Source organism: Roseibium sp. M-1 (assembly GCF_054515675.1).
Genome location: NZ_CM137257.1, coordinates 1,830,808 through 1,852,958, shown reverse-complemented (window position 1 = coordinate 1,852,958; position 22,151 = coordinate 1,830,808). Strand labels below are relative to the sequence as shown.

The 22,151-nt window shown below is 61.1% G+C and carries 21 protein-coding genes; 16 read left to right on the top strand and 5 right to left on the bottom strand.

Going from position 1 to position 22,151, the window contains the following annotated elements; genetic code table 11:
* Positions 1–159: 159 nt before the first annotated feature.
* A complete protein-coding gene (locus ACX3M4_RS08425) occupies positions 160–1,425 on the bottom strand; it encodes a HupE/UreJ family protein (protein ID WP_459358139.1) in 1,266 nt (421 codons plus the stop codon).
* A gap of 241 nt (positions 1,426–1,666) precedes the next feature.
* On the opposite strand from ACX3M4_RS08425, the gene ACX3M4_RS08420 reads away from it, so the two are divergent.
* Both ACX3M4_RS08420 and ACX3M4_RS08415 read left to right on the top strand, forming a co-directional pair.
* Positions 1,667–2,041, top strand: coding sequence for a VOC family protein (locus ACX3M4_RS08420; protein WP_459358138.1), 375 nt, complete (start codon positions 1,667–1,669; stop codon positions 2,039–2,041).
* 102 nt (positions 2,042–2,143) lie between these two features.
* The gene (locus ACX3M4_RS08415) at positions 2,144–2,845 is read left to right on the top strand and encodes a helix-turn-helix transcriptional regulator (protein ID WP_459358137.1); all 702 of its coding nucleotides are present in this window, start codon (positions 2,144–2,146) and stop codon (positions 2,843–2,845) included.
* A 56-nt stretch (positions 2,846–2,901) separates the two neighbouring features.
* On the opposite strand, the gene ACX3M4_RS08410 is transcribed toward ACX3M4_RS08415, so the two are convergent.
* Together ACX3M4_RS08410 and ACX3M4_RS08405 are read right to left on the bottom strand one after the other, a co-directional pair.
* A complete protein-coding gene (locus ACX3M4_RS08410; RefSeq protein WP_459358136.1) occupies positions 2,902–3,978 on the bottom strand; it encodes an alpha/beta hydrolase family protein in 1,077 nt (358 codons plus the stop codon).
* A gap of 183 nt (positions 3,979–4,161) precedes the next feature.
* Entirely contained in the window at positions 4,162–4,800 is a 639-nt protein-coding gene (locus ACX3M4_RS08405) for a DUF1194 domain-containing protein (RefSeq protein WP_459358135.1), read from the bottom strand.
* A gap of 293 nt (positions 4,801–5,093) precedes the next feature.
* Between ACX3M4_RS08405 and ACX3M4_RS08400 the strand changes: the two genes are divergently transcribed.
* From ACX3M4_RS08400 to ACX3M4_RS08335, 14 genes are all read left to right on the top strand, one after another.
* The gene (locus ACX3M4_RS08400) at positions 5,094–6,632 is read left to right on the top strand and encodes a glycosyl hydrolase (protein ID WP_459358134.1); all 1,539 of its coding nucleotides are present in this window, start codon (positions 5,094–5,096) and stop codon (positions 6,630–6,632) included.
* Positions 6,629–7,378 carry an HAD-IIB family hydrolase gene (locus tag ACX3M4_RS08395; protein WP_459358133.1) on the top strand — a complete coding sequence of 250 codons (750 nt, stop codon included), beginning with the start codon at positions 6,629–6,631 and terminating at the stop codon, positions 7,376–7,378. Before ACX3M4_RS08400 ends, ACX3M4_RS08395 begins: the two co-directional genes overlap by 4 nt.
* 90 nt (positions 7,379–7,468) lie before the next feature.
* A complete protein-coding gene (locus ACX3M4_RS08390) occupies positions 7,469–8,764 on the top strand; it encodes a glycosyltransferase (RefSeq protein ID WP_459358132.1) in 1,296 nt (431 codons plus the stop codon).
* 109 nt (positions 8,765–8,873) lie between these two features.
* Entirely contained in the window at positions 8,874–9,128 is a 255-nt protein-coding gene (locus ACX3M4_RS08385) for a PepSY domain-containing protein (protein ID WP_459358131.1), read from the top strand.
* Positions 9,129–9,201: 73 nt separating this feature from the next.
* Positions 9,202–9,870 carry a response regulator gene (locus tag ACX3M4_RS08380; RefSeq protein WP_459358130.1) on the top strand — a complete coding sequence of 223 codons (669 nt, stop codon included), beginning with the start codon at positions 9,202–9,204 and terminating at the stop codon, positions 9,868–9,870.
* Positions 9,860–11,281, top strand: a complete 1,422-nt coding sequence (locus tag ACX3M4_RS08375) for an ATP-binding protein (RefSeq protein ID WP_459358129.1) — start codon at positions 9,860–9,862, stop codon at positions 11,279–11,281. Before ACX3M4_RS08380 ends, ACX3M4_RS08375 begins: the two co-directional genes overlap by 11 nt.
* A gap of 280 nt (positions 11,282–11,561) precedes the next feature.
* Positions 11,562–12,011, top strand: coding sequence for an RT0821/Lpp0805 family surface protein (locus ACX3M4_RS08370; protein WP_459358128.1), 450 nt, complete (start codon positions 11,562–11,564; stop codon positions 12,009–12,011).
* A 151-nt stretch (positions 12,012–12,162) separates the two neighbouring features.
* Positions 12,163–13,638: a hypothetical protein gene (locus tag ACX3M4_RS08365; protein ID WP_459358127.1), complete on the top strand. Its 1,476-nt coding sequence runs from the start codon at positions 12,163–12,165 to the stop codon at positions 13,636–13,638.
* A 128-nt stretch (positions 13,639–13,766) separates the two neighbouring features.
* Positions 13,767–14,897, top strand: a complete 1,131-nt coding sequence (gene ccmI / locus ACX3M4_RS08360; RefSeq protein ID WP_459358126.1) for a c-type cytochrome biogenesis protein CcmI — start codon at positions 13,767–13,769, stop codon at positions 14,895–14,897.
* Positions 14,898–14,962: 65 nt separating this feature from the next.
* Positions 14,963–15,412 (top strand): cytochrome c maturation protein CcmE, encoded by a 450-nt coding sequence (gene ccmE / locus ACX3M4_RS08355; RefSeq protein WP_459358125.1) that lies wholly within the window; start codon positions 14,963–14,965, stop codon positions 15,410–15,412.
* An 83-nt stretch (positions 15,413–15,495) separates the two neighbouring features.
* Positions 15,496–17,481, top strand: coding sequence for a heme lyase CcmF/NrfE family subunit (locus tag ACX3M4_RS08350; protein ID WP_459358124.1), 1,986 nt, complete (start codon positions 15,496–15,498; stop codon positions 17,479–17,481).
* Between the two features lie 5 nt (positions 17,482–17,486).
* Positions 17,487–17,969, top strand: a complete 483-nt coding sequence (locus tag ACX3M4_RS08345; protein ID WP_459358123.1) for a cytochrome c-type biogenesis protein — start codon at positions 17,487–17,489, stop codon at positions 17,967–17,969.
* A gap of 88 nt (positions 17,970–18,057) precedes the next feature.
* Positions 18,058–18,714, top strand: a complete 657-nt coding sequence (locus tag ACX3M4_RS08340) for a hypothetical protein (protein WP_459358122.1) — start codon at positions 18,058–18,060, stop codon at positions 18,712–18,714.
* Between the two features lie 133 nt (positions 18,715–18,847).
* Positions 18,848–20,089, top strand: a complete 1,242-nt coding sequence (locus tag ACX3M4_RS08335; protein WP_459358121.1) for a bifunctional alpha/beta hydrolase/OsmC family protein — start codon at positions 18,848–18,850, stop codon at positions 20,087–20,089.
* Between the two features lie 127 nt (positions 20,090–20,216).
* Here the strand turns inward: ACX3M4_RS08335 and ACX3M4_RS08330 are convergent, their stop codons facing one another.
* Together ACX3M4_RS08330 and ACX3M4_RS08325 are read right to left on the bottom strand one after the other, a co-directional pair.
* On the bottom strand, positions 20,217–21,296 hold the full coding sequence (locus ACX3M4_RS08330; RefSeq protein ID WP_459358120.1) for a DUF2336 domain-containing protein: 1,080 nt from the start codon (positions 21,294–21,296) through the stop codon (positions 20,217–20,219).
* 214 nt (positions 21,297–21,510) lie between these two features.
* Positions 21,511–22,149 (bottom strand): 5-formyltetrahydrofolate cyclo-ligase, encoded by a 639-nt coding sequence (locus tag ACX3M4_RS08325; RefSeq protein ID WP_459358119.1) that lies wholly within the window; start codon positions 22,147–22,149, stop codon positions 21,511–21,513.
* Positions 22,150–22,151: the final 2 nt, after the last annotated feature.

Below are 22,151 nucleotides of genomic sequence, written 5' to 3'. Positions count from 1 at the left end.
GCCATCTGTTTGCCAGTGTTATTGACCTTGATGATGCCCGGTTGAGATTAAGAACAGGTCAATTGGTACACTTAACGGGGTTTAACCCGGCATTTTTACAACCATCCTCGCCTGTTTTTGCGGAAACCTCTTCTGGGAACCGGGGTCCCGATATTGCGATCAGATTGAGGAAATGACGCCGGGCACACGTTCCAGCACCCACCAGGCTGACAGGATCGTGATGCCCGTCAAGGCTCCGATTCGCACCGGCCTTAGGGCCGGATGGGCGAGGCGGGTCAAGATCAGCACAAGGGAAAGCGTAGCGGCCAGTATGATGAGTTGACCGAGTTCGATGCCGATGTTGAAGGCCAGCAGCGCGGGAACAAGATCCGGTGCGTTGCGGCCCAGAATGTCGCCGAGCACGAAGGAGAAACCGAGCCCGTGCAGCAGACCGATCCCGGTGAAAACCAGGACGGACCCGGACTTGCGTACAAGGGCTGCAATTGCGGCGTAAAGAACCGATGCAGCGATCACTGTTTCCACCACCGGGATGAACCAGGGCCAGGAGGGTGTCGCGCCAAGGAAGGTCGCGATCAGCGTGACCGAATGGCCAAGGGTAAATGCGGTCACCAGATAGATCAGTTTACGCGTGGCGCCGACCCCGAGCGCCAGCGCGACGACGAGCAGTACATGGTCGAGACCTTCCAGGATATGAAGGACACCCTGGTGCATGAAATGCACGAAGGTGCTGAGTTTCGATCCGTCCATGACCGCCGGTTCCTCAAGCTGCCCCGGCGCTGTCGAGGCAACGGGAGGAGACCAACGCGCGTCGATCAGATGGTTGTCGATGGTCAGACCCGGGCCCGGCAGCAGCGGCGGATAGCCGGAGCGCAGGCTCAGAACTCCGGAGGGGTCGTCGCTTTCCAGCCGAACGGCGTAATCGATAACGGCCTGGCCGAAGAGCGGATCTGTTTCGGTTGCCGGCACGGCAAGGGCTTCCAGCGCGTCCTCGACGCTGTCGAAACGTTGGTCCGGTGCCCGTTCATGAATTGTGAAGGTGCTGAGCGTTGCCGTCAGGTCGAGGCCAGCCTGCGAGAAGACCAATGCGTCCCGCAGACGGGTTTCGAAAGCCGCACGATCCTGTGCGATCGCGGCCGCATCCATCCGGAAATGCTCGCCGGTCGCAGTTTGTTCGAGACGCAGAAACGGCGACACCAGAGGCACCTGGTCAACCTGAGAGCGCAGAATGAGATCGGAGAAGACAAGCGGTGCCGGTACGCGGACATAGGCGATGAGAGCACCGTCTTCCTGCGCAACCAGAATGGTGCGGATCTGGGCGTCTTCTGAAAAATGAGCCAGGGCACTGCCGGTGGCGGCAATCAGCAAGGCGCAGCACAAGCAGAAAATGCGGCAGCCCTTGAAGATCACCTCCGTTGATCCGCTCATGCGTCTCTCCAAGTGATGCGGGGACCGGGCAATTCACCGGACGCCCGTTGTGACCAATCTAGCTCGGCCAGGTGTGCGCCGGCAAACTGACAGACGGAGACGTGGCGTAAAATAGTATTTCCCCGTTTTTCCGGCGATTACTTGACCTTGCGTCATGTGGTTTGGCGGTCCCTCCTGACAGAAGGCTGTCAGCAGCCGTTTGATAAGGTGATCCTCATCACAGCGCTACAGGAGACTTTCCATGACCTTTGCACCCGATCACTTCAACGTCTGGATGGAGATTCCCGTCTCGGACCTGGATAAGGCGATCAGCTTTTATAACAAGGTTTTCAAAACGGAGCTTAGACGTGTCACCGACATGGGACCAAATCACATTGCAATCTTCCCCACAAAGGAACAGGGCGGCGTTGCCGGCCACCTTTACCCTGGCAAACCTGCGCAGAAAGGAACCGGGCCGACAATCCACCTGGCCTGCCCGGACAACCTGGAAGCAACCATGGAGCGCTTTGCCGCTTCCGGCGGGGAAATCGTGTCGGACCCTGTCGCCATTCCGGCGGGCCGGTTCGCCTACGGCATTGATCCGGACGGCAACTCCATTGGCATGTTCGCTTCCTGATCGGGAGCAGGGCGAAAGTTTGCTGCCTGAAAGGGAACGCAAGGAATGTTATCTTCCCGGCACGGTGCCGACAGACTGGCCGACCGGGAAGGAGCCTTTCTCATGAGACGTGCCGACCGCCTTTTTCAGATCGTGCAATATCTGCGCGGCGGCCGGCTCGTCCGGGCACGACAGTTGTCCGAATGGCTGGAAGTTTCCGAACGTACCATCTATCGCGACGTGGCCGATCTGCAGGCTTCGGGCGTTCCCATCGAGGGCGCGGCCGGTGTCGGCTACATCATGCGCGACGGTTATGAGCTGCCACCTCTCATGTTCACCCGGGACGAAATCGTTGCTCTTCTCGCCGGTGCGCGTCTCATCCGCGCCTGGGGTGGTGCAGCCATGGCGCGGGCGGCGGAAGAGGCGATGATCAAGATCGACGCGGTGATGCCCGAAAAAATGCGGGTGCGGCAGAACGAGGTCGAGATCCACGCCTTTGCGCCGGAAATGACGCCGCAGGTGCGGGCACATATCGATTTTCTGGAGGCTGCAGCCGATGGGCGCAAACGCCTTGCAATTGCCTATAGCGACGGCAAGGGCGAGCCGACCAGCCGCGTGATCCGGCCGCTGGGCCTCTGGTTCTGGGGCAAGGTCTGGACGCTTGTCGCCTGGTGCGAGCTGCGCCAGGATTTCCGCATGTTCCGCCTCGACAGGATCAGCGAAATCCGCGAGCAGGGGGACAGGTTCGTGCCCGAACCCGGCAAGACGCTCAAGGATTTCTACAGGTCCATGGAGGAGGGGGGCTATCAGCGCCGTGGCGGCTGATATTGTCCGGTGGACGGGATCGTGTCTGTCATAATTGTTTCAGGCAGACACGAACCCTATAGCGAACTTGCGCCCGGATCTGTCTCCGGACTTGCCACCTCATCCAACCAGCCACCGATTGCGTCGAGCGCCGCCGGGTCGATCGTCGTCTTGATGCGCAAATACTCGCTGACGCGACCCGTGCAAGTCGGCTGAAACAGATGATTGAGCTGCGGCAGAACAAGTGTCCTGGACTGCGGATGGGACAGAAGTTCTTTCATTACCGGAGCGTTCTGACTGGCCGAAACCTGCAGATCCTTTTCGCCGAACAAGGCGAGAACCGGAATATCCAGAGATTGCAACGGGGGGCGTGGGTCGTAACTGGCGTAATCCATCGCCCAACGGGTAGCCCACATCGCCAGGTTAGCCTTGATTGCTGACTTGTCGGCGCCAACCCCGGTGAACAGCTGTGTGAGCGGGATCCGCAATTCGCTCCTGGACGTGGCCGTCCGAAGGATTGCCGTAAGGTCTTTGACCAGATTGATTTCGTTCTGGACTGCGTCAGCATCCGCACCCTCGGCTCGAGCAATATCGGCCACTTGCGTCGTCATGACATCAGGCAGCAGCGGCAGAGCGGGGCCTGCGAGGTAGATCTGAAAAGCGGCTGGTTCGCGTGTTTGAGCGAGAGGTGCGATATAGCCGCCTTCAGAGTGTCCAAGGTAACCGGTTCGCTCGGAGCTGACACGCGGATGCGACTTCAGATAGCTGAGAGCAGCAGCGGCATCGGCGGCAAAATCTCTGGCGGTGGCCGTAGAAAAGTCGCCCGTGCTTTGGCCGTGGCCCCGGTCGTCAAACCTCAAAACACCGTAGCCCCGGCGTGTCAGGTAGTCGGAAAGCACCAGAAAGGGCTTGTGCCCTGCCAGTTCCTCGTTCTTGTTTTGCCGTCCGGATCCCGAAATCAGCACAATCGCCGGAACCTTTCGCGACCCTTTCGGCAATGTCAGCTCCGCGTCCAGGATAACGCTGGCATCACCGCCGGGAATGCGCAGATGCTCGATGACGTAGTCCCGTCTTTTCGGTGTCTGGGGCCTGTCGATGACGCCCAGGGCTGCCATGTAGCCGGAAATTGACGACAATATGAGGCCGATCTTCACAAGGACTCCTGGCGCAGTGGCGGAAATCGGTTGGCGATTTAAGGCTTTGGTGACTTGGGTGAAAGTTGGTTCGCGGTTGATTTGGGGGTGCAATCTTGAATTGCAAGGTGGGAACAGGTCCGGGTTGAAAAGTGCCGCTAGGGCACTGTCAATCAGTCTATCCACGAACTCGGCCAGGAATGGTCAGTTGAGAACCGCGTAGCCGTTGCCGAAGATCTCGCGCAGCAGTTTGCGCTTCATGGCTTCGGCATAGTCGTCATAGCTTGCCGCCACTTCGACAAAGGCACCGGGACCTCTGATAACGTGGCTGCGATAGTATTTTTCCGGAATGTCGCTTGGACCGGATATGACCAGGCCATTGACAGTGATTTCGTTGAAATCATGGACGCGGTAGGCGGTTTCCGGCCCGAATCCGTCATTGTTGATGCCGTCTCCGGCGACATCGATCACCTGGCGCGAACAGCTCTCGGGAGCCAGTTCCATCTGTTGGGCCGCAAACGCCATCGCATAGCCGAGGGCGGTCGGAAACTCTGTAAATCCGCGCGGCGCGCGGCGCAGCGTTTCCGCGGCCGCTGTTGCACTGGGCCCGTCATAAAGATAGCTCCAGCCAAGTTGAAGCAGCTGCTGATGACGGCCGCTCCATTCGAAGCTCGTCACCCAGATACCGCCAACCGCCTCGATCGCCGCAACGGTTTCCGGATCGCTGATGGCATCGGCAAGGCCATTCAGCTGCAGCGCGTGTTCGCGAGCATCGACACTGGCCGATCCATCCATGGCGAGAACGAGCGAGAGGGAGCAGGCATGGGCCGAAGAGGGGAGCACAAGTCCGCCCAGAAGCAATAACGCGCCCGGGAGCCGGCATGTTGCCACCCGCGTCGCGGCCAGGGCGCGGCAGAGGCGAGGAAGGGGCGCGGAACACGGGTGATGCATGCAGCATCTTAAAAGGTTTTCTGGCCGTCTCAAAGCGAATGCGCAGGCGCATTTTCTCCGGTTGCCGGTGCCTGCCTACGGGTCGCGGTGACAGGCGGGGACAGGGGGCGAGAGGTATGTTGCACTGCAAATTTTTTTGACGCAGGCACTTGAACCCATTGAAACATCTGGGGCAGGGTTAGGGCATGTATGCATCCCATGGCTTCCTGCGGTCGGATATTGGTGATGTCGATGTGGTCTTCCACGACGGCCTCTATCACCTGTTCCATCTGGTGCTGCCCAATCACGACTTCATTGCCCACGCGGTAAGTCCGGACGGCATGACCTGGCGCCGTGTGAAAAATGCGCTGTTTGTCGGTGAACCCGGCGCCTGGGACGACGACATGCTGTGGACCATGCATGTGACGCCCGATCCGGACCGGCCCGGCGAATGGCGAATGTTCTATACAGGCCTCGCCCGTTCCGAATACGGCCGCGTGCAACGCGTCGGCCTGGCGCGGTCGAAGGATCTCTATCACTGGGAGCGGTGCGGCAATGGCGATTATCCGCTGGAAGTGCCCCCGACCCATTATGAAAGCTCTATTGACGAAGGACGGAAGTGGGTCAGTTTCCGCGATCCGTTCTTTTATCACGACCCCGAAACCGGCGAACGCCTGCTGCTGAGCTCAGTCCGTGTCAAGGAAGGTCCGGTCATCCGGCGTGGATGCGTCGGGCTGGCGCGGGAGGTTTCGCGCGATAATTTTGTCTTCGAAGCACCGCTCTACCGGCCTGGCCTTTACGATGACGTGGAGGTGCCCAATCTCTTCCGGCTTGACGGGCGTTACTATCTTCTCGGCTCCATCCGGGAGGACATCAAGATCCACTACTGGTACGCGGAAACTCTGGATGGGCCGTATCAGAACTTCTTCGACAATGTCATCCTGCCAACCGGCAACTATGCCGGCCGGATCTGCCAGGCGGGGGACAGGCTGCTTCTGTTCAACTTCTTTTCCAAGACCGAGTCGGTCTATGGCCGGGAGGTCGTCAAGAAGCTGCTGCCGCCCCCGAAGGAAATGGTGACGGACAAGGCCGGCAGGCTGAAGCTGAAATCCAACTCCGGCTTTGGCGATCTTGTCACCCAGAGGCAGGTCGTGACCGCCTCCTATCAGTGCAAGGTTCTTTACGGCAATCCACATGCGAATGCAGTCGACCGGCCCGACGGGCTGCATCTGTCCTGCAAAAGCGGATACGAAGCCTTTTTGCTGCCAGGTCAGCACGAAGATTTCAGGCTCAGGGCGCAACTGATGCTGGAGGGGCTCGGCAAGACCGGGCTGGTGCTGCGCATGAACGATGAGGGGGATGGCTATTACCTGTCGCTGGATCTCGTCAACGGCATTGCCCAGATCCGGGCCTGGGGGGCCAATCCAACGCCGGAATTCGAGCACGCTTTCCGCTACGCCCCGCTGCAGGAAGCCCATTTCCGCGGTAGCGACCACGGTCCCTGGCAGATCGAGGTCGTTGTACACGGCATGTATATCGAGTTCTCCATCGACGGCTACGTGGTGCTGTCGCTCGTGGACGACAGCTTTACCGACGGCGGCATCGGCTTTTACACCGAAAGCGCGGCGGTCTGCCTCAAGGACCTTCATATCGATACCCTGACCAGGCCAGTGACCGAGGACAAGGCCGAGCCTGTCTATACGGCGACCCACCGGGCACCGCAGGGCGAGACGGAAATCCGGTGAGCGCGACAGCTGACATCGGAGATAGGTGGCTGCTCGTCAGCGATATCGACGACACCCTGACCGGCAACCGGTCCGACCTCGATCATCTCTGGCGTCAGTTGCAGGACCAGGGGCATGGCATCCGGCTGGCGCTCAACTCCAGCCGGCCGGCCGCCAGCGTCGACCGGACGCTGCAAGTCGACTTTCCACCGGACTTCGAACCGGACGCGATCATCACCGGTCTGGGAACCGAAATCCGCCTCGGCGGTTATTTTCTGGAGAGCTGGCAGCGCCAGTTCCTGGATTGGCCGTGCGGGAAGGTCCACGAAATCGTCGGAAACCTCGGTTACACTGCCCATGAGAAGCAGTTCCAGACACGGGGCAAGGCGAGCTTCGCCGTTCCGTTGAGGCACGACGCAGAAAGGGTACTGGACGCGTTACGGCGGGCTGATATTCCGTTTCGCCACATCTATTCCGGCGCGAGTGATCTAGACATCCTCGCACCCGGAGCGGGAAAGGATGCAGCCATGCGCCATCTGGCGGAGCATCTCGGCATCCCGCTGGAACGCACCGTCGCCGCGGGCGATTCCGGCAACGACCTGGCCTTCTTCGAAGCGGCCGGACATGCGATTGCCGTTGGCAATGCAAGACGGGAACTCGTCGAGGCAATGCCGAAGGAAAAGTCCTACCACGCGGCGGCGCATCATGCCGCCGGTGTTCTGGAAGGCCTGACGGTGCTGGGCCTGCTGCCGCATACCGCCGTCTGATTTGAAAACTGCCGGACACACGGCAGACCGCAAACACTGAGCCGACAATCACCTGGGAAGATGGAGACCGACGCACAAAGGAAAAGAAACATGAACAAACACAATATCGGCTCGCTCCTGATGATCTCGCTGCATGGCTATGTCGCCGGATCGCCGGAACTCGGCAAGCCGGATACCGGCGGACAGGTGGTCTTCGTCTTGGAGCTGGCCAAGCGCTTTGCCCGGCTGGGCTACAGGGTCGACGTCATGACGCGCCAGTTCGAGGACCAGCCCGCTGAAGACATAATCAACGACAATCTGCGCGTCGTGCGCGTGCCCTTTGGCGGCAAGGAATTTATCCGCAAGGAGGACATGCACGACTGGTACGGCGATTTCGTCACCAATGCCCTCGCCATGATCCGCCACCGCAAGCTCAGCTATGACGTCGTCAACTCCCACTATTGGGACGCAGGTGTCGCCGGTCAGAAGATCGCCGAAGAACTTCAGATCCCTCATATCCACACGCCGCACTCGCTCGGCTGGTGGAAGCAGCACGACATGGTCGGTGCGGACGAAGAGGAAATGTCCGGCTACCGCTTCGAAGAGCGGATCCAGCGGGAATTTGTCCTCTACCGCAATTGCGATCACGTCATCGCCACGACCGAGCAGCAGACGGACCTGATCGTCGAGCAATACCAGCTCCCGCGCGAGCACATCACCATGATCCCGCCGGGGATCGACGAGGGTCGTTTCATGCCGGCAACACCTAACAAGGTAGCCGCCGCCCGGCAGAAACACGATTTCCGGGAAACGGATATTTATGTCGTCGGCCGTGCCGCGGAAAACAAAGGCTACGATCTCGCGATCGAGGCTCTGCCGCACCTTCTGAAGCTTCAGCCCGAGGCGCGGCTGGTGCTGGCCGCAGGGGCCAATTCGGAGAGCGACAGGGCGCTCCTGGCGCAGTGGAAGGAAATCGCGGCAGGGTTGGGTGTGTCCGACCACATCTCCTGGCGTGGCTATGTTGCCGACGAGGATCTCGCCGATTTCTACCGGGCGCCCGGCATCTTCGCCTTGCCGTCGCGCTACGAGCCCTTCGGCATGACGGCCGTGGAAGCCATGGCCTGTGGCACTCCGACGGTGGTGACAATCCACGGCGGCCTCTTCGACCAGATCGAGTTCGGCCGTCATGCCCTGGTCGCCGACCCCAAGCGGCCGGAGGAATTCGCCGCCATGCTGAACATGCCGCTGCAATATTCCTGGATGCGCGACACGCTCTCCGTGGAAGGGGCCCGCTTTGCGCGCCGGGTCTATGGCTGGACGGGCATTGCCCGCCGAACCCTGCAGGTGTTCGAGCATTTCAAGGGCCGGTATGACGATTTGCAATCCGAAGAGTTCGCTGTCGGTTGACCAGGACGATCACGTGTCTGAAGAATTCCAAACGGCCGGTTCAGCTTGCGTTCAGGTGAAATTGATTACACCTTGCCAATGACCTCGTGAGCAGACCGGAATCGGACACGTGAAACAGATATTTGCCCTTTTGATCCTGACCTTCGCCGCAACCTTGCCGGCGCATGCCGCTTGCCTTTCCCAGGGAGAGGCGCAACAGGTTGTTGCCAGCGGCAGGGCGGCGCCGCTCGGTTCGGTGGCCGGCAGTGCCGGTGGCGAGATCGTCAAGGCGCAGCTGTGCGAGCAGGGGGGGGGCTATGTCTATGTGCTGTCGGTGCTGAAAAACGGCAAGGTGACCACGGTCACAGTCAATGCCAGCCGATAGCTGCTAAAGCGTTTCCCGCGGCCCGGCTCCCGGGCCGCCTCAACCTGCAAGTATTTCAAAAAAGTCAGATCTCATGCGCATCCTTGTTGTCGAAGACGATAGTGACCTCAACCGCCAGCTCGTGACCGCCCTGGAAGAGGCGGGATATGTGGTGGACAGTGCCACCGACGGCGAGGACGGTCACTTCCTGGGCGACACCGAACCCTATGACGCAGTGGTGCTGGACCTCGGCCTGCCGACGCTGGACGGACTTTCCGTACTGGAAAACTGGCGCCGGGACGGGCGTACCATGCCGGTGCTGATACTGACCGCGCGCGATCGCTGGTCGGACAAGGTGGCGGGTATCGATGCCGGCGCCGACGACTATGTTGCCAAGCCTTTCCACATGGAAGAGGTGCTGGCGCGGGTCCGTGCCCTGGTCCGCCGGGCCGCGGGACACGCTTCCAACGAGCTGACCTGCGGGTCCGTGCGCCTCGACCTGCGTTCCGGCCGGGTGACTGTCGACGGTAGCGCCGTCAAGCTGACCTCGCACGAATACCGCCTCCTGTCCTATCTTCTCCACCATCAGGGCAAGGTGATCTCCCGTACCGAACTGACCGAGCACCTTTACGACCAGGATTTCGATCGCGATTCCAACACGGTCGAAGTCTTTGTCGGCCGCCTGCGCAAGAAGATCGGTGCCGACATGATCGAGACCATCCGCGGCCTAGGCTACCGGCTGGGTGAAGCGCGTGACGCGTGACGCGGACGCCGGGCTGGAGCGCCCGGCAGCAGCGCAGCAACAGCAGCGCTCGCTGGCTGCAAGGCTTATTCTCGTTGCGGCGGTCTGGTCGACGGTCGCGCTCGCCCTTGCAGGTATCGTGCTTGTCAGCCGCTATGAGAGTGCCCGGGAACGGGACTTCGACGCACAGCTCGAGGTCCATATCAAGGCGCTGATCGCCGGTATGCTGGACACCTCAACAGGCGTTGGTGCAGCGGCAACCGTCACCGCACCCAATTACCGGGGCGATCCACGCTTTTCGCTGCCTTTGTCGGGCTGGTACTGGACCGTGCGCCGTGCCGACAACCCGTCGATCCTCTATGCGTCGGAATCACTCGTCGGTGATCCTTTGAACACGCCGCCAATTGGCAAGGACGACGCCAATGCCGGTTTCATCGTCGGGCCTACGGGCGATGAAATCCGTGTGCTGCAGCAGCGGATCTCCATCGAGGGAACGGACTACGTCATCGCCGTCGGGGCGGCGACTGCGGGCTTCTGGGCGGAAATCTACGAATTTGCCCGCCTGGTCACCCTGACCCTGATCATCGTCGGCCTCGGCCTGACGCTGGCCATCTTCCTGCAGGTGCGGATCGGCCTGCGCCCGCTTGCGCGTCTGCGCGCTTCTCTGTCGGCTGTCCGCCAGGGCGAAGCGGAGCGGATCGACGAGGCCCTGCCGCGGGAAATCGCACCGTTGGCGGTCGAGCTGAATGCACTCATCATCTCCAACAAGGAAATTGTCGAGCGGGCGCGCACCCATGTCGGCAACCTCGCGCATGGTCTGAAGACGCCGCTTTCGGTGATCTCCAACGAGGCACGCGCTTCGGGCGGTCCCTTGGCGGACAAGGTGTCGGAACAGGCGGCTATCATGTCGACCCAGATCCAGCATCACCTGGAGCGGGCGCGCATGGCGGCGCAGCGCCGGGTAATCGGTGTTTCCTGCGAAACGGAGCCGGTGCTCGCCCGGCTGATCCGCGCAATGGGCAAGATCTACCAGGACAAGGGGGTCGAGCTGTCTTTCCGTCAGGACGGCTCCCTCCGGTTCCGCGGTGAAAGCCAGGATCTTGAGGAAATGAGCGGCAATCTCGTCGACAATGCCTGCAAATGGGCAAAGTCAAAGGTGCAGGTCCAGGTTGCAATGCTGGACGATCCGGCAACCAATCGGGACATGTTCGTCATCACGGTCGAGGACGACGGGCCGGGCCTCACGCCGGAACAGCGCGCAGAGGCGGTCAAACGCGGCAAGCGCCTGGACGAGACCGTACCCGGCACGGGGCTTGGACTGTCGATTGTTGCCGATCTGGCAGCGCTTTACGGCGGGTCCTTCGAGCTGGACCGCGCCGCCCTGGGAGGCCTGAAGGCAAGGCTCGCGCTTCCCGCGCTACGCAAGGAATAACAAAGGGAACAGGGGGTTTTCGTAACGATCGGTAGATCGAAGTTGAGTGGACTGTGATAAAGTGTGACGCAAATCACGGGCACAATGTCCAGGTTGTGGCCAAGTTCGGCCACAAATTGACAATAACAGTGAATCACAGCCGGTTCTCGCCGGTATCCACGCCACTGGGGCATCCTGCGGAGAACGCAAGCGAATCGGGATGTTCAGGCCATTCGAACCGATCTGTCTGGGACCATCAATCGGAGGCGATTGGCGGCCACGGATCAAGGAGCTTTAAAGCATGCGTCAGCGCGGTGCCTCCTTCGTTGTCCTCACCACGGTGCTGGCCTCCGTACTTGCCGGATGCTCGATGTCGTCCGGATCGAGGGAAGCTGGTGGTTGGGGAACGTTCTTTGGCGACCCCAACGCGAATGTGGCGGGAACCGAGGCGAACACTGCAATCTCCGTCCTGGTGAACAACGAGTTCGGTGATGCTCTGGAGCCGTCCGACCGGCGCGCCGCGGAAGATGCCCAGGTGCGGGCGCTCAAGGCACGCGGTATCGGCGTTTCGGTGGCCTGGCAGAATGAACGCACTGGCCGCAGCGGCCAGGTCCGGCCGGGGCCGGTCTATGTTGTCAACGAAACCAGTTGCCGCGAGTTCACCCACGAGATGGTTCTGCAGGGCCGGATCCTTCAGGCGAGGGGCACAGCTTGCGAAACCGAACGGGGCGACTGGCAGGTCATCGGCTGACCTTCCTGATGCCGTGCTGGTCCGCAAAGGCTTTTTCCTTTAAAAGACGTCTTTGCCGGAGCTAAAAGATTCCGGCTTTTTTTCTCAACACTTGCTTAAGTCTTGTGCCGTTACTATCGCGTTGAATCGGATCACGATGTTGACGCTGTGAATGACATACCCGGACCAGCTTGAAACCAAAATCAAGACCTACCTGAGCAGTCTGAGCCCGAAGGCGGTTGAGGCTTTGGTCCGCAATTTGGAACGGGCGAAGGTCCAGAAGGATGCCGACCCGCATATCCAGCTTGTCCTTGCCGCTGCAGTTGCCCTGATCCGGAAACCCCAGCCCGTTACGCCAGATATGCCGGGTGGTGCGCAAAGGCGCGGACAGATCCAGCGCATGTTCTTTACCCCGCTGGATGATTTTCTCATCAACGAGACGCTGCCAAACCGGCAGGAGGGCCGGATTTACCGCGGTATTCTGGACCAGGTCTGGAAATGGCTCGGCCGGGACGTGATGGCGGCCGACGTCCGGATCGTGCTGGAGCAGGCCGGAAACGCAACGGTGAGCGGCGAGCGGGTGGATGCCCTCGTTCAGGCGCTGCGTTCGCGCGCAGTGGACGCGATCGGCGATACCTTGCGCCGGGCCGAGGTTTCCGAAAAGGAACACCGCCGCATGGCAGTGGAACTCGGCGGGGCCAGAGGCATTGCCGAACTCAAGGACATTCAGAAGATTTTCGCGGCCGAGCGCTGGCTTGTGCCGTTCCTTCAGAACATACCCGATCGCATCAACGAGCACCGGCTGAAACAGGACACGGACGTCTTGCGTCTTGTCGACAAATGCTCGGCGCGTTTCCCCGACCACGTGCCGGTGATTGCTGCCGCACTGCTTGAACGCTCCGATGCGCCCTCGGCTTTGTGCGCTTTCGCCGGCCGCCTTGCAGGCGACGGCGATCCGAAAGCAATCGCACAGTCCCAGTTCGCACCCTTCGTCGACGTCGTCATGAGCGAAGCGGAGCGGTTGCAGATCCTTGCGATGGAGCACCGAAACCATAACCCGGATCCGGTTGCCTTCTCTCAGGCCCTGTCCGAGTATCACAATCTGGTGCGCGGTGTTGAACGCGACATGGATCTGACGGTTACCGGCAAGTGGCACAGGCAGCTGGCCGAAACCAAGCGCACCATCTCAAGCGTGGTAACGCGTGAGCTCAACAGTGCCCATGGCAGTGTCCGGCGCGCCCTGCAGGTGCCAAAAATCGACAAGAATGGCCAACCGCTGATCGATCAGGCCGCCATTGACGACGCGGTCAGAACGCTCCGGGTTGTCACCATGGCCCGCAACGCTTCAGAGACCTTCGCCGTCAACGAAATCGGCAAACGCACCCGCCAGGCGGTCGAACAGACGCTTGAAATCCTGACCCGCACGCTCATCACGGATCTCGGCAAGGCAAAGGGAGCGCAGCTGGAGGCGCAGGCCGCCGCCGCGGATGTTGCGATCATGCTGTCCGAAATCTACTACGGCACGGACTATGCGGCACAGCTCCGACGCAGCCGTCAGTCGGCCTATGCGAAAGCCGGCAAGGACGAACCCGGCAATGGCTCCAATCCGGAGCGCAAGCTCGTCGCCAACGCCCTCGGCAGGCGGTAAGCCGAAGTCCGGAGCCCTGGCTTCGGCGTTCGGCAAATGTGTCAGCTGCCTCAAGCCTCCAGCCGCGACCGCCGGTCACATCGAAGCCGCCTTGCATTTGTCCGCATTGAGCGCTCTATAGTGCCGCCATGATATTCTGGATTCTGATCGCCATTTTGACGGGCGCAGCCGCCCTGACGGTGCTTGTGCCTCTGTCACGCGGCAAACACGGCACCGATACGGCCACCGAAAAGGCGGACGAGGCGGTTTATCGTGAGCAGCTGACTGCAATCGACAAAGAACTCGAGCGTGGTCTGATCGATGCGGATGCGGCCGAAGCTGCACGCACGGAAGTGGCGCGGCGGCTTCTGGCGGCCCATGACCGCGGCGCGGAAAAGGCTGCGGAGGCTCCGAAAGGCGTGCGCCTGAAGATCGTTCAGGTCCTGGCGCTGTTCGTGCTGCCTGTCGCCGCCTTCGCGCTCTATTACCTGGTGCTCGGATCGCCGGAAAATCCCGACCAGCCCCTGCAGGCCCGTCTCAGCGCGCCGGCCGAGCAACAGTCCGTGGACGTCCTTGTTGCGCGCGTGGAGCGTCACCTGGCGGACAATCCGCAGGATGGCGAAGGCTGGGCCGTCATCGCACCGGTCTACCTGTCGCTCGGCCAGCCCGAGGCTTCGGCCAAGGCCTATGCCAATGCCATCCGTATTCTTGGCGCCCGGCAGGACTGGCTGACCGATATGGGCGAGGCGCTGGTCATCGCCAATCAGGGACTTGTAACGGCAGATGCGCGTCAGGCTTTCGAACAGGCCGTCACGCTTGAGCCGGCCGCAGTGAAACCGCGGTTTTTCCTCGCCATCGCGCTTGGCCAGGAAGGCCGAAAATCAGACGCGATCGCGGCTTGGCAGGAACTCCTGAAAGGCGCCGATCCGACGGCAGCCTGGGTCGGGGCCGCGCAACAGCAGCTGGCAGCCCTTCAGGGAAATGCACCTGCACCGGTGCCGGGTCCCTCCAGCGAGGATGTCGCCGCCGCCCAGGATATGAGTTCTGAAGACCGGCAGACAATGATCCAGACCATGGTTACGGGCCTTGCAGAGCGGCTCGCCTCGGAAGGGGGCTCCGCGCAGGAATGGAACCGGCTGATCCGCGCCTATATGGTGCTGGGACAGAAGCTGGATGCCGAAAAGACGCTTTCAGCGGCCGAAGCAGCCTTTGCCGACAGTCCCGACGACTTGTCTCTGATCAAGGACGCGGCCAGCAAGCTCGGTCTATCAGGGTCTTGACTGAGACGCATGCCGGCCTGCAATCGATATTCAAGCAGGTCCGCTGACTTTCGGATTGGACGGAAATGACACGCAAGCAGAGACGTTTGACACTCATTGGATCGGCAGGAGCCGTACTGGCAGTCGCGTTGGGGCTGATCCTCTTCGCCTTGAACGACCAGATCGTTTTCTTCCAGAGCCCGAGCGATATAACGCAGAATACGATTGCGCCCGGTCAACGGATCCGGCTCGGCGGACTGGTCGAGGAAGGCTCGGTCGTACGTTCCGACAACGCCGAGGTGGCGTTCAGCGTGACAGACACCGCCAACTCGGTACCTGTTACCTACAAGGGCATTCTGCCGGACCTGTTTCGCGAGGGGCAGGGCGTGGTGACCGAAGGGGTACTGGGGGCCGATGGCGTCTTTGTCGCGGACAGCGTGCTGGCCAAGCACGACGAGAACTACATGCCCAAGGAAGTGGCCGACGCGCTGAAGGCGCAAGGCCACTGGCAGGGCGAGGAAGGCAACGCCAACTGATACCGGCCGCAAGGCCTGAAGTGGCCAGCAACGGCCAATATGGTCAGAAACGACCATAAACGGTCTGAGGAAGAGGAACGCACATGGTCGTCGAATTCGGACATTACGCGCTGGTGCTCGCCCTTGCGCTGACGCTGGTCCAGTCCGTGGTGCCTCTCTGGGGCGCGTTGTCCCGCGACGACCGGTTGATGGCAATCGCCGCGCCGGTGTCCGTCATGCTGTTCGTGCTGGTGCTGATCTCTTTCGCGGTGTTGACCGGCGCCTATCTCAATTCCGATTTCTCGGTGTTGAACGTCCTCGAAAACTCGCACTCGGCCAAGCCGCTGATCTACAAGATCACGGGCGTCTGGGGCAATCACGAGGGCTCGATGCTGCTCTGGGTGCTGATCCTGGTGTTTTTCGGCGCGCTGGTCGGTCTTTTCGGCGGCAATTTGCCGAAGGATCTGAAGGCGGTCACGCTTTCCGTCCAGGCATGGGTTACGGCCGGCTTTGTTCTTTTCCTGCTGGCCACTTCCAATCCCTTTGCCCGGGTCGGCAATCCGCCGCTTGAGGGCGCGGACCTCAATCCGATCCTGCAGGACATCGGTCTCGCCATTCATCCGCCGTTGCTCTATGTCGGCTATGTCGGTTTCTCCATCACCTTCTCCTTTGCCGTCGCCGCGCTCATTCTCGGGCGTACGGATGCAGCCTGGGCCCGCTGGGTCCGGCCGTGGACACTGCTGGCCTGGGCCTTTCTCACGCTCGGCATCGCCATGGGGTCCTACTGGGCCTATTACGAGCTCGGCTGGGGCGGCTGGTGGTTCTGGGATCCGGTGGAGAACGCCAGCTTCATGCCCTGGCTCGCCGGCACGGCGTTGCTACATTCCGCGATCGTCATGGAAAAGCGGGAAGCGCTGAAAGTCTGGACGGTTCTCCTCGCCATCTTCACCTTCTCCCTGTCGCTGCTCGGCACCTTCCTGGTGCGGTCCGGCGTACTGACCTCCGTCCATGCCTTTGCCACCGATCCGGCACGCGGCGTCTTCATCCTCGTTCTCTTGTGTTTCTTCATCGGCGGCTCGCTGACCCTTTATGCCTGGCGGGCACCAATGCTGAAACAGGGAGGTCTTTTTGCACCGATCAGCCGGGAAGGCGGGTTGGTGCTGAACAACCTTTTCCTGACAGCTGCCTGCGCTGCTGTCTTCGTCGGCACGCTCTATCCGCTCGTTCTGGACGCGGTCACCGGTGAAAAGATCTCCGTCGGGGCGCCCTTCTTCAATCTCACCTTCGGCCCGCTGATGGTGCCCTTGCTGCTCGCCATTCCCTTTGGTCCCGTGCTGTCCTGGAAGCGGGGCGACCTGCTGGCCGCCAGCCAGCGCCTCTACGCCGCCTTCGGGCTGGCTCTCCTGATGACACTGGCCGCCTTCTGGGCCTGGGGCATGGACAAGGTCCTGGCACCGCTCGGCGTCGGCCTTGCCGTCTGGGTCATGGCCGGCTCGATTTCCGAGATCGTGACACGGGTGAAGTTCTTCGAGGTCGGGCCCAAGCGCGCCGTCGCCCGTCTCGCGGGTCTTCCTGGCTCTGCGTGGGGCACGGTCCTGGCTCATTTCGGCATCGGCGTCACGGTGCTCGGCATCGTCACGGCCTCGGCCTTCCAGGACGAGCGGGTGATGACCATGAAGCCGGGTGATACGGTGGATCTGGCCGGTTACCAGGTGACCTTCGACGGCGCTGCACCGCGTCGCGGACCGAATTTCACCGAGGATGTCGGCCATTTCACGGTGCGCAGCGGCGGTGCACTGGTGACCGAACTGGAACCCACCAAGCGGATTTACACCGCCCGGCAGATGCCGACGACCGAAGCCGCCATCCATACCAGCGGATTTTCCCAGCTCTATCTGTCGCTTGGCGAAGGCCGAGATGACGGGGCGGTCGACGTGCGCGTCTATCACAAGCCGATGATCACGCTGATCTGGATCGGCTGTGTCATCATGTCGATCGGGGCGGCGTTCTCCATTGCCGACCGGCGCCTGCGCGTCGGTGCTCCGAAGCCGGCACGCAAGCGCCACTCCTCAGCAGTGCCGGCGGAGTGAGGCCAATGCTCAGACACCTTTCCCTTGTGGTGGCCTTCTGCCTCGGTCTCGGACTGTTGCCTGCCTATGCGGTTGCCCCGGACGAAATCCTGGACGACCCGGTTCTGGAAGCCCGGGCCAGGGCGCTGTCGGCCGAGTTGCGCTGCATGGTCTGCCAGAACCAGTCCATTGACGACAGCGACGCCCCGCTGGCAAAGGACCTGCGCGTCCTCGTGCGTGAGCGGCTGGTTGCCGGCGACAGCGACAAGGCCGTCATCGACTACCTCGTATCGCGCTATGGCGAATTCGTGCTTTTGAAACCGCGCTTCGCCTGGCACACGATCGTGCTTTGGGCTGCGGGTCCGGTGGCGCTGATATGTGGGCTGATCGGCATTTTTCTGGCCTTGCGCAATCGCAGGACGGCGCGGGCGGCCAGAGTGGAACCGGCCTTGACCGACGAGGAAAAACGACGGCTGGAAGCGCTTCTCAGTCAGAGGGAGACCCTCTGACCCGGAACCGAGGCTTGAACCTTGGCCGCAACCGTTGAATAGTTCCGTTTGGGCAGGATCCTACAAATGGACCGGTTAGGGGGACTAGATGAACGGGAAATTGGACAACCGGAGAACACTGTCTCCACAAAGACTGGCGGCAGTTCCTTTCGTGGCACTTGCCATGGTGCTGAGCTTGGTCAACCCGGGCCAGGCCGCACGAAACACTGCTCTTGAAATTCTGCCGGGCGACAACCCCTTCATGGAACTGCCGGTTCCGGAGGATACCTTCCGGACCTTGCAAACGCCGCGCACGAATGCGATCGAACAGCAAATCGCGTTTGCAGACGACCTCACCCAGGCCATCGTCCTGCAGCTTCAGCGCGGGACCGCAGAATGTAACAGCCTGAACCCTGCTTACAGGATCGATTGCCTGCGGCAGGTCTATTCACGGGCGGCAGGTGCCGCTGGCAACCGGCCCGACTATGCCGCTGCCGCCAACGAATTGCGCAGACTGTCCCGGACGCTGAACGGGATTGTCCGGCAAAACCAGGACACCAAGGCCGGACAACTGAAAAAGGGCGGCAGGTCCTACAAGGCGGTGGTCAGCAGCGCCTTGCGCAAGGCCAATGGCCAGGCGGCGCAGGCAATCCAGGAAACCACCACGAAGCTTCTGCGCTCAGCCGGCAACTCGCAGAAGCGCAAGGTCCATTACACCCGGATTGCGAATGCGGTGAACTCGACCAAGAAGATCCTCAGATCCTGAGGTTTTGCTGCGTCAAGATTAACGCAGGGGGGCGCTGGAATTGGCCCGGTTACACAGTGTTCACACCAAGGCGTGATTTGCGTGGGGCTGTTCCATGCTTACCTCAAGCGCGACCAACCGCAGGAGGGGAGAGATGACGAAACGCCCGCAGAAACTGGAATTCGACGGCGCTTACGGTGCCCGGCTGGCAGCCAGGCTCGACCTGCCTGCCGGCCGTATCCGGGCCTTCGCGCTCTTCGCCCATTGTTTCACCTGCTCCAAGGACATTCCCGCGGCGCGCCATATTGCCGGAGCGCTGGCAAAGGAGGGCATTGCAGTCCTGCGCTTTGATTTCACCGGGCTCGGCGGCAGCGGCGGCGATTTTTCCTCTACCGACTTTTCCTCGAACGTGGAGGACCTGAAGAAGGCCGCGGATTTCCTGCGGCAGAAGTTCGAGGCGCCGCAATTGCTCATCGGCCATTCACTCGGCGGGGCCGCGATCCTTTCCGTCGCGGCCGATATCCCGGAAGCACGGGCAGTCGTGACGATCGGCGCACCGTCCGATGCCCATCACGTGATCCACAATTTCAAGGCGGCCGAAGAAACCATCCGGCAGAAAGGAGCGGGAGAGGTTGATCTCGCCGGCCGGACCTTCACCATCCGCAGGGAGTTTCTGGAGGACCTTGAAGCTCAGTCGGTCCGTGACAGGGTTGCCCGGCTCGGCAAGGCTCTTCTCGTCATGCATGCGCCGCTGGACGAGACCGTTGGCATCGACAACGCCACCAGCATCTTCGTCGCCGCCAAACACCCCAAAAGCTTCGTCTCCCTCGACAGCGCCGACCATCTTCTGTCGAAAGGCGAAGATGCGGCCTATGCGGCACGGGTCATCGCGGCCTGGGCGGAGCGATATCTGGAAATGGATGCGGCTGCCGATGCGGACGAAGTCAAGGACGGTGTCGAGGTGGTCGAAACGGGGCAAGGCAAATACCAGGTCATGGTCCAGAGCGGTGCGCACCGCATGCTGGGCGACGAGCCCGAGGATGTGGGTGGCCTCGACAGCGGCCCGTCGCCCTACGGCTATCTCTCTGCCGCTCTCGGTGCCTGCACCGTGATGACCTTGCGCATGTACGCCGACCGCAAGGGGCTGGCCGTCGACCGGATCGGAGCGAAGGTCCTGCATGGCAAGGTCCACGCCGCCGATTGCGAGGACTGTACCGATGGGCAGCGGGAACGCGACGGCAAAATTGACCGCTTCGAGCGTCTGATTACGCTGGAAGGCGACCTCGACGCAGACACCAGGGTGCGGATGCTTGAAATCGCGGACAAATGTCCGGTCCACCGGACATTGGAGGCAGGGGCTGCGGTCGTAACGAGGGACGTCGGCTCGCAGGAATGACTTGTCAAAGCGTGTCGCGTTTATTTGAATTCACGTGACCCGCTTTATCTCCTTTTTGACGCACGTCTTTTTGCGAAAAAACGGAACCCACATTTTCGCGACGTTCTCTGGAAGTGGAGGCGGCGGCCTAAGCCGCCTCGCCTTCCAGCGTCTGCAGGCGGATCTTCATGAAGGAAAGCAGGCGGCGGGCATCTCTATCGGACAGAGACTGATAGTCGTTCGCCCAGTTCTCCGCCGTCGATTGCGGCTGCTTGTTGTGCATCGCGCGAGCCTTGCAAAGCGCTGCGTACTCGGCATTGTCCACGCCCATGGCCCGGCAGAGAACGGCAATGCCGGTGGAATCGTAACGAACCATGACGTTGGTTACGTATTTCTGCTCCAGCCCGGCCATTTCGGAGAGCAGGAAGCAGATGTCGAAGAGGTTGTTGGAAAGCGCCAGCTGGGTGATCGCCTTGCCGAGCGAACGCTGGCCTGCCCGGATTTCCTTGAGCGTCGCCTTTGCATTGATGCGGGTCGCCTTGCGCTCCAGCTTGGAACTGGCAACCACCTTGCTCGCCTTGTGGAAGAGGTCTTCGATCAGGCTTTCGTTCTGTTCGCGCAGCTGCCGGATCCGGGCTTGCTGGCTCTCCGGCATCTGGCTGATCAGTTTGTCGTAATCGGACTCGGTAATGTCCGCGCGTTCCACCATGGCGTCGCGAATGGTTTCGTCCCGTTCGGCAAGCTTGATCAGCAGGCGGGAGCCCCATTCGGAGAACTCGGCGCCGGCGTTGGCTGCGACCGACTGCTTGACCGGGCTTTCGCCGCGCTCCAAGAGGACATCGGTGACATTGGCTTCCAGGTGCTTGCGCTTGGAGATCGCCAGCAAGTGCCCCTGTCCCATGGTCTTGGCGAGGCGAAGGATGTCCTCGGTGTTGAGTGCGTTGGACGAAGTCAGCATCGGCCGGGCGATGTCGATCTCCTCACGCGCCAGTTCGTAGGCAATCTTGTTGGACGTGCTGTCGATCGGCGCAAGCTGCTCGGAGATCGCCTGCTTCTGGTCCTGCTCCATGGTGGGCAGCATGCTTTCCAGAACAGTATTGAAGAGAGTGATCTCTTCCGTCTGGTAGCTGTCGGCCCCGCGCACAAATAGCGTCGTGACATGTTCCACCAGTTGGTGGCGTTTTTCCGGTGTGCTGTCCTGGGCAAGACTGAGAAGGTCGTTGAGCATCTTTTCCCGTCCGTTTTTGTAGCAATAGAACTACCGCAGAGACAGTTTACAACTGTCTAAAACGCAGGATAAAAAAAGGATAAATCTGCGTGTGTATTCGTATTTCTGACAGTTGTAAAAACTGTTCCCCAGAACTCTGGGTGGCTTTCAGGAAATGCAGAGGACTATTCTTGACGGATTGCCACCTCAGCAAGAATAAATACAGGCGAACAGCCTAGTCCAGGTCCGTGACCACCAGATCCATTGGGATATCCCAGGGCATCGGGAAGATTGTCGGAAGACGGCAGAAGGCGAACCCCACGCCGATCACCAGCGGCTTTTCGGCAAGAGAGGCAAGCGTGCGGTCGTAATAGCCGCCACCGTTTCCGAGCCGGTAAAGCGCCGTGTCGACCCCGACCAAGGGGGCGATGACGATGTCGGGGACCCGCGCGGTGCCGCCCGCGGGGACGGGGATGTTCCAGTCGCCACGGACCATGCTGCAGCCGGGATGCCAGGGGCGGAAGATCAGCGGTGCCTGTCTTGTCTCGACCACTGGCAACAGAACGTCCTTGCCGCTTTCACAAAGCGCGCTCATCAAGGGCCGCAGGTCCGGTTCGCCCCGGATCGGCCAGTAGACGGCAATCCTGCGAAAGGCTTTGCCTTCCAGAACCCGCTTCAACGCCGCGGAAAGGGTATCCGTTTTCCGAGCCCGTTCCCCGCTCGTCAGGCTCTTTCGTTTGGCGTAAAGGCGCGCACGCTCCGCCTTGCGGAAGGTGCTGACATCGCGAAAAGTCTGTGGATCGACCGTAAAGCCAGCAACGATCCTGTCGGCGTGGCAGACCGGGTCGCCGGGAAGATCGTCTTCGTCGCCCATTT